Origin of the sequence: Treponema sp. TIM-1 (assembly GCF_046533115.1) — a bacterium.
Taxonomy (GTDB): Bacteria; Spirochaetota; Spirochaetia; order Treponematales; family Breznakiellaceae; genus JAIRMO01.
The window spans coordinates 26,108-41,241 of sequence record NZ_JAJQRC010000011.1; the positions used below are offsets into that span (position 1 = coordinate 26,108).

Annotated in this window: 14 protein-coding genes and 1 CRISPR repeat array (1 of these 15 cut by a window edge); of the genes, 9 read left to right on the forward strand and 5 right to left on the reverse strand. The window is 56.6% G+C overall.

All coding sequences use genetic code 11. The features are described 5' to 3' along the window. A CRISPR array of direct repeats spans positions 1 to 2,595; the repeat unit is 32 nt; unit sequence GTCGCACCCCGTGCGGGTGCGTGGATTGAAAC; it begins 3,227 nt to the left of the window's first position. A gap of 155 nt (positions 2,596 to 2,750) precedes the next feature. From LQZ21_RS06520 to LQZ21_RS06540, 5 genes are all read right to left on the reverse strand, one after another. Then, a complete protein-coding gene (locus LQZ21_RS06520; protein WP_411043441.1) occupies positions 2,751 to 3,284 on the reverse strand; it encodes a 2-oxoacid:ferredoxin oxidoreductase subunit gamma family protein in 534 nt (177 codons plus the stop codon). Beyond that, positions 3,281 to 4,060: a thiamine pyrophosphate-dependent enzyme gene (locus LQZ21_RS06525; protein ID WP_411043442.1), complete on the reverse strand. Its 780-nt coding sequence runs from the start codon at positions 4,058 to 4,060 to the stop codon at positions 3,281 to 3,283. Before LQZ21_RS06525 ends, LQZ21_RS06520 begins: the two co-directional genes overlap by 4 nt. Then, complete coding sequence (gene vorB / locus LQZ21_RS06530; protein WP_411043443.1) at positions 4,057 to 5,136, reverse strand: 3-methyl-2-oxobutanoate dehydrogenase subunit VorB; 1,080 nt, start codon at positions 5,134 to 5,136, stop codon at positions 4,057 to 4,059. Before vorB ends, LQZ21_RS06525 begins: the two co-directional genes overlap by 4 nt. Then, the gene (locus LQZ21_RS06535) at positions 5,133 to 5,363 is read right to left on the reverse strand and encodes a 4Fe-4S dicluster domain-containing protein (RefSeq protein WP_411043444.1); all 231 of its coding nucleotides are present in this window, start codon (positions 5,361 to 5,363) and stop codon (positions 5,133 to 5,135) included. Before LQZ21_RS06535 ends, vorB begins: the two co-directional genes overlap by 4 nt. A 307-nt stretch (positions 5,364 to 5,670) precedes the next feature. Beyond that, positions 5,671 to 7,512, reverse strand: a complete 1,842-nt coding sequence (locus LQZ21_RS06540; protein ID WP_411043445.1) for a capsule assembly Wzi family protein — start codon at positions 7,510 to 7,512, stop codon at positions 5,671 to 5,673. Positions 7,513 to 7,677: 165 nt separating this feature from the next. Here LQZ21_RS06540 and LQZ21_RS06545 point away from each other — a divergent pair, with 165 nt between their 5' ends. The 9 genes from LQZ21_RS06545 (at position 7,678) to LQZ21_RS06585 (ending at position 15,129) form a co-directional block, all read left to right on the forward strand. Beyond that, positions 7,678 to 8,196, forward strand: a complete 519-nt coding sequence (locus LQZ21_RS06545; protein ID WP_411043446.1) for a hypothetical protein — start codon at positions 7,678 to 7,680, stop codon at positions 8,194 to 8,196. Positions 8,197 to 8,235: 39 nt separating this feature from the next. Next, positions 8,236 to 8,376, forward strand: a complete 141-nt coding sequence (locus LQZ21_RS06550; protein WP_411043447.1) for a hypothetical protein — start codon at positions 8,236 to 8,238, stop codon at positions 8,374 to 8,376. A gap of 78 nt (positions 8,377 to 8,454) precedes the next feature. After that, the gene (gene hisG, locus LQZ21_RS06555) at positions 8,455 to 9,309 is read left to right on the forward strand and encodes an ATP phosphoribosyltransferase (protein WP_411043448.1); all 855 of its coding nucleotides are present in this window, start codon (positions 8,455 to 8,457) and stop codon (positions 9,307 to 9,309) included. A 46-nt stretch (positions 9,310 to 9,355) separates the two neighbouring features. Next, complete coding sequence (gene hisB, locus LQZ21_RS06560) at positions 9,356 to 10,006, forward strand: imidazoleglycerol-phosphate dehydratase HisB (protein ID WP_411043449.1); 651 nt, start codon at positions 9,356 to 9,358, stop codon at positions 10,004 to 10,006. Continuing rightward, positions 10,003 to 10,644, forward strand: a complete 642-nt coding sequence (gene hisH / locus LQZ21_RS06565) for an imidazole glycerol phosphate synthase subunit HisH (RefSeq protein ID WP_411043450.1) — start codon at positions 10,003 to 10,005, stop codon at positions 10,642 to 10,644. The genes hisB and hisH overlap by 4 nt, the downstream gene beginning before the upstream one ends. Before the next feature lie 80 nt (positions 10,645 to 10,724). Further along, positions 10,725 to 11,537, forward strand: coding sequence for an imidazole glycerol phosphate synthase subunit HisF (hisF, locus tag LQZ21_RS06570; RefSeq protein ID WP_411043451.1), 813 nt, complete (start codon positions 10,725 to 10,727; stop codon positions 11,535 to 11,537). Continuing rightward, positions 11,531 to 12,883: a phosphoribosyl-ATP diphosphatase gene (gene hisE, locus LQZ21_RS06575; RefSeq protein WP_411043452.1), complete on the forward strand. Its 1,353-nt coding sequence runs from the start codon at positions 11,531 to 11,533 to the stop codon at positions 12,881 to 12,883. Before hisF ends, hisE begins: the two co-directional genes overlap by 7 nt. Positions 12,884 to 12,996: 113 nt before the next feature. Next, positions 12,997 to 13,971: an Rpn family recombination-promoting nuclease/putative transposase gene (locus LQZ21_RS06580; protein WP_411043453.1), complete on the forward strand. Its 975-nt coding sequence runs from the start codon at positions 12,997 to 12,999 to the stop codon at positions 13,969 to 13,971. A 39-nt stretch (positions 13,972 to 14,010) separates the two neighbouring features. Further along, positions 14,011 to 15,129: a pyridoxal phosphate-dependent aminotransferase gene (locus LQZ21_RS06585; protein ID WP_411043454.1), complete on the forward strand. Its 1,119-nt coding sequence runs from the start codon at positions 14,011 to 14,013 to the stop codon at positions 15,127 to 15,129. Positions 15,130 to 15,134 lie beyond the last annotated feature (5 nt).

Consider the following 15,134-nt stretch of genomic DNA (forward strand, 5'->3'; position numbering starts at 1 on the left):
TACTATATTGTCGCACCCCGTGCGGGTGCGTGGATTGAAACCCGCTGCGGGACGCCAGGTATTCCAGGTTAAGCCCCGTCGCACCCCGTGCGGGTGCGTGGATTGAAACCGGGTATGCCTATACGGTAAACGATGCCGATTCCCGTCGCACCCCGTGCGGGTGCGTGGATTGAAACTTGACCTACTGGAGGCAATAAAAGAGCAACTTTGTCGCACCCCGTGCGGGTGCGTGGATTGAAACAAGCTATAGTGATGATGATAAGATACTTGTGGTAGTCGCACCCCGTGCGGGTGCGTGGATTGAAACATCTCAAACCTGCCGAGGCATGTTTACATCGGAATGTCGCACCCCGTGCGGGTGCGTGGATTGAAACACCTTGAAATTGCTCCGCGCCACATTATTGGCTGCGTCGCACCCCGTGCGGGTGCGTGGATTGAAACTTGTTAAACATGCTGGTTATCTCAGCATAACTACGGTCGCACCCCGTGCGGGTGCGTGGATTGAAACGTGTCCAAGTTGATGACAAGATTCAGCAAGCTTCGGGTCGCACCCCGTGCGGGTGCGTGGATTGAAACTTGATATTAAGCGGGTGTCTCAATATGACATTGGTAGTCGCACCCCGTGCGGGTGCGTGGATTGAAACTTGTCGAAACTCAACCGCACTTAATTCCTGGATACGTCGCACCCCGTGCGGGTGCGTGGATTGAAACCTTTCCGGCCTCAGGCGTTCAGAGATTTTTGCCCTCGTCGCACCCCGTGCGGGTGCGTGGATTGAAACCTTTCCGGCCTCAGGCGTTCAGAGATTTTTGCCCTCGTCGCACCCCGTGCGGGTGCGTGGATTGAAACAGGAATCCCGGTACTGCGGTGGTTTTGCCGCCCAGTCGCACCCCGTGCGGGTGCGTGGATTGAAACAGGTTCAGAACGCCGAACACCGCCACTAAAGCGGGTGGCACCCCGTGCGGGTGCGTGGATTGAAACCCATTTACGTCTATCCTGTCGATAGTCAGATCGTCGTCGCACCCCGTGCGGGTGCGTGGATTGAAACATCCCCTCAAGGCGCATGGCATCAACCAGGCCGTTGTCGCACCCCGTGCGGGTGCGTGGATTGAAACCAGTATTTTTGTATATTTATTTGAAGAAGGGATAGTCGCACCCCGTGCGGGTGCGTGGATTGAAACCTCGTGTTCCTCCCATAATTCAATATCCTTTGGGGTCGCACCCCGTGCGGGTGCGTGGATTGAAACTAGCCCAAAACTCATAAGCGCCGTCAGGCCCGGCAAGTCGCACCCCGTGCGGGTGCGTGGATTGAAACCTTTAACAGGAAATCTAATTTCCCCTGCTTGTGCAGTCGCACCCCGTGCGGGTGCGTGGATTGAAACACGTTCTCAGCCAGAAGTTCCGGCTGCTCAGTCCTGTCGCACCCCGTGCGGGTGCGTGGATTGAAACATTTCGTCAAGCAAGCTGTTAATAACATCCAAGCATGTCGCACCCCGTGCGGGTGCGTGGATTGAAACAGCAACATGCTCCATTGCCATTTCCATATATTCACGTCGCACCCCGTGCGGGTGCGTGGATTGAAACCCGTTATTTCCCAGCATAACCAGCATCCGGCCTGTGTCGCACCCCGTGCGGGTGCGTGGATTGAAACTTTACCGAGTCAAGAACAGCTTTCCAGTTGGTAGCGTCGCACCCCGTGCGGGTGCGTGGATTGAAACTAGCGACCCGTCGGTCCTGGACAGCGGCATTCGGGGTCGCACCCCGTGCGGGTGCGTGGATTGAAACTTGGCCGACTGAAAAGAAGCATACATAGCTATCCGCGTCGCACCCCGTGCGGGTGCGTGGATTGAAACTCAATAAGCGTCTCAATAAGCCGCCGCCCCTCTTTGTCGCACCCCGTGCGGGTGCGTGGATTGAAACCCGATGGCCAGTTTTCGTCCAATAGTCCGCAGCTTGAAGTCGCACCCCGTGCGGGTGCGTGGATTGAAACAGTCGTGGGAGGGGAAGCTCCCGGAGAGTAATAACGTCGCACCCCGTGCGGGTGCGTGGATTGAAACTGAAACCTTGCCATAAAAACTCCTTAAAATAATTTGTCGCACCCCGTGCGGGTGCGTGGATTGAAACCAGTCGTGGTCGTAGGTGTACGGATCGGGGACCCGGGTCGCACCCCGTGCGGGTGCGTGGATTGAAACCTGGTAATCCTCAAAAAACTCCTGGAAAGGCGGGAAGTCGCACCCCGTGCGGGTGCGTGGATTGAAACTATGTTTCGGGATGTACCATTACCGATTTTGTTTCCGTCGCACCCCGTGCGGGTGCGTGGATTGAAACCCTCGTGGTTTTGGAAAGCTGGGTATTATCCCGAATGTCGCACCCCGCACGGGTGCGTGGATTGAAACATATGTTTCTGTGACTGAGTGAATTAATATATGAGTCGCACCCCGCACGGGTGCGTGGATTGAAACATAAACCGTATTGATAAAAAATACTTCCGTCATCAAGTCGCACCCTGCACGGGTGCGTGGATTGAAACCGTGCAATTCGGGCTGCCCGTTTTTCCGATTGATCGTCGCACCCCGTGCGGGTGCGTGGATTGAAACTTGTACTTCTCGTTGTAGATGTCTTGGTTCGACACGTCGCACCCTGCACGGGTACACATATCGTAACAACTGATCCTGCTTGCAAGACGCTGCATCCACCCCCGGGACGGGTAGGCAGGAGACTACGCCCCGGTCGCCTTTTCGGGGATGGTGGGTTATACGGCCTGGTAACCTGCCTGGATAGCCTCCACGTTGAGGGGGATAAATTTGTGTTTGTCCGGGGAAAAGAATTTTTTGAGGATTTCCTCGATTTCCGTAATAGCCAGCGCGCCGGTGAGTTTGGCCATGGCTCCGAGGGCCACCATATTGGCGAACCGGGGGTTCCCGATTTTTTCCGCCATGTCCTGGGCCTCAATCTTTACCACCTTGATATCCTTCCGTTGGGGATCGTCCTTGACCAGGGTTGCATTGATCAACATGAGTCCCCCGGGTTTAAGGATACCCTCACAGAGGGGGAGGGAATCGGGGTTCATCACCAGCACCGAATCAGGAACCGTCACCAGGGGGCTGGCGATCTCCTCGTCCGAAACAATAACCCCGGCCCGGGCAATGCCCCCCCGTTTTTCCGCCCCGTAAAAGGGGAAAAAGGTTACGTTTTTGCCCTCCTTCATGGCGCAATACACCCAGATTTGCCCCAAGGAGATGATCCCCTGTCCGCCGAAACCGGCGAAAAAAGATTTTTCCGTCATTGAACCGCCTCCTTGACCGTTTCAGCCGCCCCCGCTAAGGTGTTTTTGATCTCCCCTAGGGGGAAAAAGGGGATCATGTTTTGTTCCAGCCATTCCACCGAGGGGACCGGTTCCATGCCCCAGTTGGTGGGGCATGGGGAAAGAACCTCCACCATGGTAAAACCGATACCCCGCATTTGGGCCTCCAGGGCCTTCCGGATGTAAGATTTGGTCTTTCGGATATTGGCGGCGTTGTTTACCGCTCCCCGGGCAAGGTAACGGCTTCCCTCCAGGCTGGCGAGCAATTCGGAAACCCGGATAGGATACCCCATCCCCGCCGCTTCGGGGTCCCGGCCCCGGGGAGCGGTGACCGCCTTTTGGCCCACCAGGGTGGTGGGGGCCATCTGGCCGCCGGTCATGCCGTAAATGGCGTTGTTCACAAAGATGGTGGTAAATTTTTCCCCCCGGTTTGCCGCATGGATCATCTCCGCGGTACCAATAGCCGCCATGTCCCCGTCCCCCTGGTAGCAGATAACAACGTGATCCGGCAGGACCCGCTTGATCCCCGTAGCCGCCGCAGGGGTCCGGCCATGGGCCGGCTGAACCGAATCAAAGTCAAAGTAGAGGTCCGCCCAAATAGCGCAGCCCACCGGGTTGGTGATGACGGCCTTTTCCCGCAGGTTCATCTCGTCAATAAGTTCGGTGATGATCCGGTGTATGACCCCGTGGCCGCAGCCCCCGCAGTATTTGGTCGGGACATCGTATAAACTTTTGGGGTGTCCGTATAGTTGTTTCATCCTTTCCTCCCAAGTATCTGTTTCACCTCGTTAAAGACCTCTTCCTCTGTGGGGATGATTCCGCCGCAGTGACCCAAAAGATGTACCGGGGCCTTACCCAGGACCGCAAGGTTTACATCAACCACCAGTTGGCCTAAACTCATCTCCACCGTAAGGAAGGGCTTCCCCGAAGCGGCAATTTGGGCGAGGGGTTCTGCGGGGAAGGGCCACAGGGTGATGGGCCGAAACACCCCCAGGTTAATCCCCGCCTTTTCGGCAAGTTTTCTTGCCCCCTGGGCAACCCGGGCGGCGGTACCGTAGGCAACCAGGGTCAGGTCCGCTTCCCCCGTGGGCCCAATTTGCTCATACCGGATTTCTTTTGCCGTTATCTCATCGTACCGGACAAACCGGGCTTTGGTTTTAGCCTCCAATTCCTCAGGAACCAGATGTATGGAACTGATATGCCGGGACGCCCGCGGGGCAGCGGCCATATTTCCCACCGCCCAATCCCGCTTGGGCAGATCCGTCAGGGGACGCTCCGGGGGCAGGACTACCCCTTCCATCATCTGGCCTATCATACCGTCCGCCAGGACAATGACCGGTACCCGGTACTGATCCGCCAGGTCAAAGGCCAGATAGGTCAGGTCCGCACATTCCTGAACGCTTTTGGGGGCCAGGACAATACAGCGGTAATCCCCGTGACCGCCCCCCCGGGTCGCTTGTATATAGTCGGCCTGGCTGGGGGCGATGGAACCCAGGCCCGGACCGCCCCGGACCACATTAACCACCACTACGGGGATATCCGCTCCGGCGGCATAGGATATGCCCTCTTGTTTTAGGCTGATCCCGGGGCTGGATGAGCTCGTCATAGCCCGGGCTCCCGCGGCGGAGGCGCCGTAAACCATGTTGATCGCCGCCACCTCACTTTCCGCCTGGATGAAGATCCGGCCCTTTTCCAGCATGTGTTTAGCCATATAGGCGATAATTTCATTTTGGGGGGTGATGGGATACCCAAAATAGGCGTTGCAGCCCGCCCGGATTGCCGCTTCGGCAATGGCGTCATTCCCCTTCAACAGCAGTTTCTCCGTATCCCTCATACCTCAGCTCCTTCCAATTCATACACCTCAATACACACATCGGGGCACACCGCAAAACAGTTCCCGCAGGCTATACATTTTTCCATATAAATAGCCTTAGACGGATAGGAACCGGAGGAATTCGGCAGGGTATCCTCCGCTAAAACCTTGGATGGACACGCACGGATGCAGAGAAAACACCCCTTGCATAGTTCCCGATCGATGATGACTTTACCTCGCCTGGCCATGGGCCTCCTCCATTCACTGTAAATTAGGATTACTGCTATTTTTTTAAAGATTGAGCTTTTCCCAAAACTCGGTTAGTTTTGGGAAAAGCTTCAGAAAAAGCGGTCTAAAGCCCGCTTTTTCATATAAATCTAAGGTAGCTTTCCCAAAAACTGAAGTTTTGGGAAAGCCTCGATTAAGACAGTTTTGAAACTTCGATTTTAAAGCCAGTTCGATTTTTATACAAGGGGTATGTTCAACCCCTCGCTTGAAATACCCTCATTGCGGAACCGCATATACATACCATGCCTTTTTTATGCGTACCGGTCCTTACGGAAAAATCTTGAAGCCCAGGGAAAAAATCACCCCCACATTGGGCTTGTATTCGGGATCATCATCGGAAACAAAGTGAAAACTCCGGTCTTCTTCCGATCCTTCGGGAGCGCCGGTAGCGGTAAATTGGGTTACCACAATCCCAAAGTCCCCATAAACGGATATGGGTATTTTTTTGGTTTTAAAGCTATAGGCCCCGCCGATCTTAACCACATGGTTCCACTGATAAACCCCGTCCCTAAGGAAATATTTCTTGGTATTGTTATTCTTCTTGAGCATTTTATCCTGTGGGGAGGAGCCGTCTACCCGGCCGGATCCGTATTCCACGCCGTGGCGGATTAATTGGTACTGAACATGGGCCTTGGCCTCGGGGAGGAACATGGATTCCATGTGCAGGAGAATTTCATCGCTATTGGGGGGCAGATAGTAACCCAGGGATTCGCCGTTATTCATGTAAGCGGTATCGATCAAAACCGAATGCCAGGGGGTGGAGGTGTATTCATGGGTATAACAGTAGGGTTCAATCTTGGTGTACTGCAGCTTGACCGAGGCAAAGGGAAGCCAGGGGAGCATAATGCGTACCCCGCCCTGAAGGGCGTACATTTCCCGGTCCAGAATAAAAAAATCCCGCTTTAAATTTATCTCGTCCACGAAAAGGGAACCCCATAGTTTACCGATCCCCGGTATGCGGTACTCCAGATTGGCAAAAAGCGCCAGGTTATCAAAATCGCCGATATTGTTCTGGTAAAAATAGTTACTGTTTACCGGAAAAATATACCCCAGATCAAAGCGCTTGGGCCAGACCGTGGCGCTGCCGAAATCAAAATGGAAACGCTCTTTGGAATTGAGCTCCACCATAGCCAGGGAAAACAAATTCTGAAAAGAGGACGCATCGTCCCACTGATCGCGGATCTTTTGGTATTCCAGGGCGCCGGTGAGGAAGGAGAAGTACAGCCAGGGGGCGGCGATGGCGGTTCCTTCCAGGGCCATAAAGGGCCGGGCATGACTGTTCATGAAAAGGCTCATGCCATTCTCCCCGGGGCCCCAGTCCCGCCGCATCCGTCCAAACCGGAACTGTAACCGGTTATCCGCGAAGGCCGTTCCGATTTCCGAGATAATTTCATAACCAAAGGCAAGGGTATCGGGCCATTCACCGTAACTGGAAAGATCATTGGGCTTAAAAACCGCCGCCTCCCAGACCTTAGTAAAACTATAGGGGAAGTATGCCGGGATGGAAAATACCGATGAGTAGGTTGGCGGATCGGTGGGGGGATCGGCATCCTTGGGATCAAAGTACGGGGCATTGGGCATCATCCCAAGAAGGTCCCGGTCAACCTTGAGGATCCCCCCCCGGACATTAAAATTGTAGGAAAGGTAGTTACCGATATCCCCCCCCAGATAGACGGTCCCCATATTGGTCGTTCCGATTTTACCGGTCCCGGTTACATTAATATCGCTTTGCCAAGAGATGCCCGCATCCAGGGAATAATGCGAATCCTTGGGGAGGGGGCGGTCCAGATAATGGCTCCCCCGCTGCAGGTCCAGCCCCGGTTTTCGCTCAAAATCCGCCAGGGCGGCCGAAACAATGTCCCGTTCCACCGGTGAGTTGAGCCCCGGTTCCGCGCTGAGGATCTCCCGGAGGAGCCGCCGGATCGTCAATTCCTGCCAGGGCTTTGCCGATGGGGGATGACTGATGATACCCCTAAAAACAGCATGCTCAATAACCCCGTATACTGCATGATCCAGGGGTACCGAATTATACTGTTGGGCGCTTACGGTCAATACCGCGGCAATAAAAAAGAGGATGCTCCCCAGAGCCGTTACTTTCAATGACCTCAAAATTTTTCCCATAAATTAATATTAGTGGATAGCCCGGGACTTATCAAGGGGAACTCAGGACCGCTCCGGCAAAAAAGGACCGTTCCGGCGTATAGACAGCCGCATAAAACAATGGTAAAATAGTTTGGAATAATCTTATGTATGCATAGGGAGGAGCTCATTATTATGTCTAAAATTGTGTATTCGTTGAAAAACGGCATTAAAGCTACCGTAATATGTGAAGATGATAGACCATTTGAGAAGTTTCCCAAGATCACCTTTACCCAGCCACTATTTCCCGATATAGTCCAAGAATACGATAATAAAGGCAATCTGGTAAAATCCTATAAACGCCGGGAGTCTTCTGCGGGGAAAGAGATCGAAACGGAGAAACCTGCCAAGAAGCCGACGGTAGCATCCGGTACCGATAATGCTTTTCAACGATATTATCAAAAATGGGAAGAAGAAACAGCGCTTATGCCTTCCTCCGATATGTTTGAGAATGCCAATTACAAAGCGATAATAGCTATGGGCTGGAAGGCGGTTCCCTATATAATTGAACAATTACGAAAAAAACCATGTCAATTATTTAATGCGTTACGGCAAATTACCGGTGTTTATCCCATAAAATCCGGTCATGTGGGACTCATGGATGAAATGGCTAAAGACTGGATTGAATGGTATGATTCATCCACAAAAACTTAGGTATGCCGGCAGCCTGCGGCGCCTGATTAGCAGGGCCGTTTGCCGGGCAAACTGCCGGGGGGTTTAACCGGAACCATGCGGCAGCTTGACGCTTTTTACGGTTTCCGGTATACTAAGACCATGAACCGGATTTTGGGATACCATCATCACCATCAGGAATACTCTTTGGGGGCAGCTTAGGATCCGGCGTTTTGCACGGTAATCTAGCCGTGGGCTCGGAACTGGCTTCCGGGTTCACGGCTTTTTTTTGGAGTATATATGGAGAAGCTGCGAATTTTGATTCCCAAAGGCCGAATTTTCGACAATATTTCCCGGCTTTTTGAAGAGGCGGGGTTCCCCATATCCCTGGCGGACCGGACCTACCGGCCGCTTATTGGGGCGGATTGGCTGGACGGGAAGATCATGAAGCCCCAAAACGTGGGGGAACTGCTGGAATTGGGGAGCCACGACGCGGGGTTTACCGGCCTGGACTGGATCCGGGAAAGCGGGGCCGCGGTGGAGGAGATCCTGGACCTCGGCTTTGACCAAGTCCGTATTGTGGCGGCAATTCCCGCGGGGCGGGAAGAAGGGGAGATGAAAAAACAACGGATCGTGGCGGCCACCGAATATGTCAACCTGGCGGAAAATTGGCTCAAAAAATCAGGCTACCAGTTCCGGATCCTCCGTACCTATGGGGCCACCGAGGTGTTTCCCCCGGATGACGCGGATATGATCATCGATAACACCGCTTCGGGGCAGACCCTCAAGGACAACGGCCTGCGGATCATCGCCACCCTCCTGGAATCTTCCACCCGGTTTGTGGCTTCCCGGGCGGCTCTGGCGGATAAGGAAAAAAAAGGCCGGATAGAGGAATTGGCCATGCTTTTCAAGGCGGTACTGGACGGACGGGACCGGGTGCTGCTGGAGATGAACGTGGCAAAAAACCGCTTTGCCGAACTCGTCTCCGGGCTCCCCGCCATGCGGAGCCCCACGGTGGCGCCCCTCTACGGCGACGAGGGCTATGCGGTGAAGATCGCCGTAAAAAAAAGCGATATCCCCGATCTGATCCCCCGGTTGAAGAAACTGGGCGCCGGGGATATCGTGGAGTACGATCTGCGGAAAGTGGTACTGTAAAAAAGGCGCTGCGTGCAGCAGACTGCCGGGCGCCAAAGGAGCGGTTATGGGAAGAACAGGAGAAATCTCACGGAAAACAAAGGAAACGGAGATTTGGATCCGGTTGAATCTGGACGGCCGGGGGGAGGCGAAGCTGGACTACCCCATCGGGTTTCTGACCCACATGTTAACCACCTTTGCCCGGCACAGCCTCTTTGACCTGGAAATCCGGGCCACCGGGGATCTGGAGGTGGATCAGCACCACCTGGTGGAGGACACGGGGATAGTCCTGGGCGGCTGCCTTACCCAGGCCCTGGGGGAAAAGCGGGGGATCCGCCGGGTGGGGAGCTGCCTCTTTCCCATGGACGAGACCCTGGCCCGGGCCGCCGTGGACCTCTCCGGCCGGGCCTTCCTGGTCTTCCGGGGGGAGCTTTCGGCCATACCCCTGGTGTCCGGGGCGGCCTCCGGGATTGCATCCTTTCAGACCGACACGGTGGAGGACTTTTGGGAGGGTTTTACCCAGAACGCCGGTATCACCCTGCACCTGGACATACTCCGGGGCCGGAGCGATCACCACAAGATCGAAGCCCTCTTTAAGGCCGCGGCCCGGGCCCTCCGGGAGGCCTGCGAGATAGATCCCCGGGCGGCGGATCTCATCCCCTCCACCAAGGGCTTATTGGAAAACCCCGGCTCCTTGAATCCGAGGACCCTGGCGTGATCGGAGTGGTGGATTACGGGGCGGGAAATCTCGGTTCGGTGATGAACGCCCTCAAACGGCTGGGTATTCCCGCCTGTTTTGTCCGGGGCCCCGAAGAACTGGCCGTTCCCGGGGCTTCACCCTATACCGGGATCATCGTTCCCGGGGACGGCCACTTTGCCACCGCCATGGCCAGCCTGGAAAAATCCGGGTACGACGGGGCAATCCGGGGGTGGATTCAGGCGGACAAGCCCTTTTTGGGGATCTGCATCGGCCTGCAGCTCCTCTTTGACCATTCCGAGGAGGCCCCCCCGGTGGAGGGGAGACCTGTGCGGGGACTGGGGGTGGTGCCGGGCACGGTAAAACGGTTCCCCGGCCGCAAGGTCCCCCAGATAGGCTGGAACCGCACCGAGGTCACGGGGAATCCCCGGCTGTTCCGGGGGCTTCCGGCTCATTCGTTTTTTTATTATATCCATTCCTATTATGTTGCCCCCGACGAGGGGAACGCCGTGGCCGCCGAGGCGGAATACTACCTGCGGTACTGTTCTGCGGTGGAACGGGGCGCCCTGGCGGCGGTTCAGTTTCACCCGGAAAAATCCGGGGCCGTAGGGCTGGAGCTGTTGAAAAACTGGGCGGAAGCCGGCCGCAGCGTTTTTTAGTAAACCCGGCGGCTTTCGGGAAGGCTTTGAAAAAAGCGGCCAAAACTCCGCTTTTTCTTTCTTTGATGAGGATTATCTTTATGTTGGCTAAACGGATCATCCCCTGCCTGGACGTGGACGACGGCCGGGTGGTAAAGGGGGTCAAATTCAAGGGCATCCAGGATGCCGGGGACCCGGTGGAACTGGCCCGGCGCTACAACGATGACGGAGCGGACGAACTCACCTTCCTTGATATCGGGGCCTCTTACAAGAGCCGGGCGACTCTGCTGGAGGTGGTCCGGCAGGTGGCGGCGGAGGTGTTCATCCCCCTCTGCGTGGGTGGGGGGATCCGGTCGGTGGAGGATATGCGGGACGCCATGAATGCCGGGGCGGACAAGGTTTCGGTCTGTACCTCGGCCCTGCAAAACCCGCCCCTCCTCGCCGCAATGGCCCGGGCCTATGGGAGCCAATGCGTGGTCCTTTCGATAGACGCCAAACGGGCGGTCCCCCAAAGTAAGGTCGGCGGAGCGGCGGGGCCCGTGGTCTGGCACGCCTTTTCCCACGGCGGCCGGCAGGATACCGGCCTGGATGCGGTGGAGTGGGCCAAACAGGCCGTGGAATTGGGGGCGGGGGAGATCCTCCTCAACTCCATCGACGCCGACGGTACCGGCGCGGGGTATGACCTGGAACTGACCCGGACCATCCTGGACGCCGTGGGGGTGCCGGTGATCGCCTCGGGGGGCGCGGGGACCCTGGACCAGATCGCCAATGTCCTCCTGCCCCCGGACCCGGCAAATGACCAATGGGGCAATGCCGATGCCGCCCTGGTGGCTTCTTTGCTCCACTTTGGGAAAACCACGATCCGGGAGATAAAACAATACGCCGAATCCAAGGGGGTGGTGGTCCGATGGTAATCGCTTCGATAGATCTACAGGATGGAAAGGTGGTTCAGCTCAGGCAGGGGGCGGAACTGGTATTACAGCGGGATAATGCCCCGGAACTGGCAGCGGAATTCGACCGTTACGGCGAAGTGGCGGTGATAGACTTGGACGCGGCCATGGGGAAGGGGTCCCATGGGGATCTGATCAAAACCCTGCTCCGCAGGGCCGAATGCCGGGTGGGCGGGGGGATCAAAACCCCGGAACAGGCCCGGGAACTGGTGAGCCTGGGGGCGAAGAAGATCATCCTCGGTTCTGCGGCCTTTCGGAACCCGGAAAAAAGAGGAGCCGGCCGGACAGGAGGGGAATTCGGCCTGCAGATCCCCTTCCTGGAGGAAATGGCCCGTACTATTGGCCGGGAACGGCTGATCCTCGCGGTGGACGCCAAGGCTTCCGTTCAAGGCGGAAGCCAGGCCTCCACCCAAAGTGGAAGCCCGGCTTCCGCCCAAGGGGGCTGGGAAATCGTGGTGGACGGCTGGAAAACCCCCACCGGCCTGGACCTGTTGGAAACCGCCCAAGCCGCGGAAGCCCTGGTGGGGGAATTTCTCTTTACCAACGTGGACCGGGAGGGGACCATGACCGGCATCGACCTGACGCCGGTTAGGGCCCTGCGGGAGGCGGTCACCGCAGGGGTCACCGTGGCCGGAGGGGTCTCTTCCCTGGAAGAAATTGAGGCCCTTGCCGCACTGGGCTGCGATGTGCAGCTTGGTATGGCCCTGTACACCGGCAAGGTGAACCTGACCGAAGCCTTTGTCCGTTCCCTCAACTGGAAAAAGGTGCCTGACACCATTCCGGTGATAGCCCAGGCTCCGGACGGCCAGGTCCTGATGACGGGTGTCGCCGATCCCGAGGCGGTGACCGAGACCTTCCGCCGGGGGAAACTCTGTTTCCACAGCCGGAGCCGGGGAAAGCTCTGGATGAAGGGGGAAAGTTCCGGGAACACCCTGGAGCTTCTCCGGCTCCGGGCGGACTGTGACCGGGACGCCCTGCTGGCTACGGTGGAGCCTGCGGGGCCGGTCTGCCACACCGGGGCCTGGTCCTGTTTCGGCACCGACCGTCGGTACACCTGGGAATTCCTCCAGGCTATCATCGCCGAACGTTTCAGGAATCCCCGGCCCGGCTCCTATACCGCCACCCTGGACGATGAACTGGTCCGGGAAAAGGTGCTGGAGGAGGCGGAGGAGCTCTGTACCGCCAAAAACCAGGCGGAACTCATCTGGGAAGCGGCGGACCTCCTCTATTTTGCCACGGCCCTCCTGACCCGGGCGGGGGTAACGGTGCAGGCGGTGTTGGACGAGCTGGATCGGCGGCATAAGCAGTGAGGGAGAAAAAAGCGGTGTATAGATAAATTGCCCAAAAGTTAATTTTTTCAAAAAATTCTTCTCCAATTAAAGTGAATTTGCATATTGGCGCCTTATATCATTAAGGAGCATTTATGGCGATTCATAATAGTAAAGACAATAGTTTTAAGATCATCCTCGGCAACCATGCCCTCTTTGTCCAGTTCCTCAAGGACTATGTCCCTCTGGAGCTCTGGAATGACCTCAGCCCCGACGATATTGAAGATGTCTCCGAGCGCTTCCTCCCCCTCCTCCAGAACAGCCGGGATTCGGACACGGTAAAGCGGGTCAATCTCAAAGGACAGGCCCCCTTCTTCGTCATCGCCCTGGTCGAACATCAATCCAAAGTCGATTTTAATACCCCCTTCCGTCTGCTCCGTTATATCACCCTGGTCTTGACTGAATACGAGCGGGAAGCCAACCAGGACCATCCGGGCCTTTCCTCCACCAAAAATTTCCGGTTTCCCCCGGTTCTCCCGGTGGTTTTCTACGACGGCCGGTCCCCCTGGACCGCTGTCATGAACTTTACCGGCCGGACCATGATGCACGAAGCCTTTACCCGGTATGTACCGAGCTTTGAGTACTGCCTCGTGGAACTAAACCGGTACAAGATTGAACACATTCTCCAATTTAAGGATGAATTGGCGGCCCTGATGCTGATAGACAAGGTGGATTTCAAAGACAAGGGGGAGTTGTTGAAGCAGCTCCCTAACTACTTGGAAAAAATGACATTGAAAATTCCGGAGAATTTGACTACATTGATGGAGGATGTGATAACAGTCCTACTGAGCCGTCTGGAAGTACCGGCGGATCAGATCCGGACGGCCACCAACCTGATCAGCGAAAAGGGGGTAGACAGGATGTTTGACCAGTTCGTGGAAGGGTATTTTGAGAGTAAACGGCTTGCCCGGGAAGAAGGTATCCAGAAAGGGCGGGAAGAAGGCAGGGAGGAGGGCAGGGAAGCTAAAGCCATTGAAATTGCAAGAAACGCTTTGTCTGAAGGGGCTTCGGTAGAATTCGTCCGCAAGATTACCGGCCTTAACCCTGAAACAATCAACACCCTTAGGTGAAAATAGGGAGGAGGGAGGGATGATTAGGGCGGGAGCGGTATGAGCAGGTTTTGGAATAACAGGGTGAGGGCTTTGGAGCCCTATGTGCCGGGGGAACAGCCCCGGGAACGGCGGCTTATCAAGCTCAACACCAACGAAAACCCCTATCCGCCGTCGCCCAGGGTGATTGCGGCCATCCGGGAAGCGGCGGGGGAGGGGCTCAGGCTGTACCCGGACCCCCGCTGTACGGCCCTGCGGGAAGCGGTGGCTGAAGCCTACCGGGTTAGGCCGGAACAGGTGTTTGCGGGAAACGGCTCCGATGAGGTCCTGGCCTTTGCCTTTGCCGCCTTTTTTCCCTCCGCCGGGGATATTCTTCCGGTGGAGCCGGGCCCCTTTGGGGGCGGTCCGGGGGGGACGCGGCCCGTGCTTTTTCCGGACATCACCTACAGTTTTTACCCGGTCTATGCGGGGCTCTGGGACATTCCCTTCAGGACCATACCCCTCACCAATGATTTTTCCATCAACGCCGAGGATTACCTCTTCCCCGCCGGGGGGGTGATCTTTCCCAACCCCAATGCCCCCACCGGCCGGGCCCTGCCCCTCAAGGACATCCTCTCCGTGACCGGGTACCAGGGGAACGCGGGCCGGGTGGTGATCGTGGACGAAGCCTATGGGGCCTTTGGGGGGGAGTCAACGGTTCCCCATATCCAGGAGTACCCCAACCTCCTCACGATCCACACCCTCTCCAAGGCCGCTTCCCTGGCAGGACTCAGGGTGGGATTCGCCATCGGCCAGGAGGAGCTTATCCAGGGCCTCTCCCGGATCCGGGATTCCTTTAATTCCTATACCCTGGACCGGCTTGCCCTGGCCGGGGCTGTGGCGGCGGTCTCCGATACCGCTTATTACCACAAAATCAACCAACAGATAATACATACCCGGGAACGGGTCTCCGCCCGGCTGCGGGAGTGGGGCTTTGAAGTGATCCCCTCGGCGGCAAATTTCATCTTTATCCGGCATCCCCGGCTTTCCGGGGCAGCGGTTTTTGCCGCCCTCCGGGAGCGGGGCATCCTGGTCCGGCGTTTCGATAAGCCCCGGATCCGGGATTATCTGCGGGTAAGTATCGGAACCGATGAAGACATGGATGAGCTGCTGCGGCAGCTTCAAAACCAAGCGGATTGAAACCG

What these genes read in the sequence shown, in the direction of transcription:
- LQZ21_RS06545 (WP_411043446.1), top strand. Translation starts at nt 7,678, where the DNA reads ATGTCTAAAATTGTGTATTCGTTGAAAAACGGCATTAAAGCTACCGTA.
- LQZ21_RS06520 (WP_411043441.1), bottom strand. Translation starts at nt 3,284, where the DNA reads ATGACGGAAAAATCTTTTTTCGCCGGTTTCGGCGGACAGGGGATCATC.
- LQZ21_RS06580 (WP_411043453.1), top strand. Translation starts at nt 12,997, where the DNA reads ATGGCGATTCATAATAGTAAAGACAATAGTTTTAAGATCATCCTCGGC.
- LQZ21_RS06535 (WP_411043444.1), bottom strand. Translation starts at nt 5,363, where the DNA reads ATGGCCAGGCGAGGTAAAGTCATCATCGATCGGGAACTATGCAAGGGG.
- vorB (WP_411043443.1), bottom strand. Translation starts at nt 5,136, where the DNA reads ATGAGGGATACGGAGAAACTGCTGTTGAAGGGGAATGACGCCATTGCC.
- LQZ21_RS06585 (WP_411043454.1), top strand. Translation starts at nt 14,011, where the DNA reads ATGAGCAGGTTTTGGAATAACAGGGTGAGGGCTTTGGAGCCCTATGTG.
- hisB (WP_411043449.1), top strand. Translation starts at nt 9,356, where the DNA reads ATGGGAAGAACAGGAGAAATCTCACGGAAAACAAAGGAAACGGAGATT.
- LQZ21_RS06525 (WP_411043442.1), bottom strand. Translation starts at nt 4,060, where the DNA reads ATGAAACAACTATACGGACACCCCAAAAGTTTATACGATGTCCCGACC.
- hisF (WP_411043451.1), top strand. Translation starts at nt 10,725, where the DNA reads ATGTTGGCTAAACGGATCATCCCCTGCCTGGACGTGGACGACGGCCGG.
- hisE (WP_411043452.1), top strand. Translation starts at nt 11,531, where the DNA reads ATGGTAATCGCTTCGATAGATCTACAGGATGGAAAGGTGGTTCAGCTC.
- hisG (WP_411043448.1), top strand. Translation starts at nt 8,455, where the DNA reads ATGGAGAAGCTGCGAATTTTGATTCCCAAAGGCCGAATTTTCGACAAT.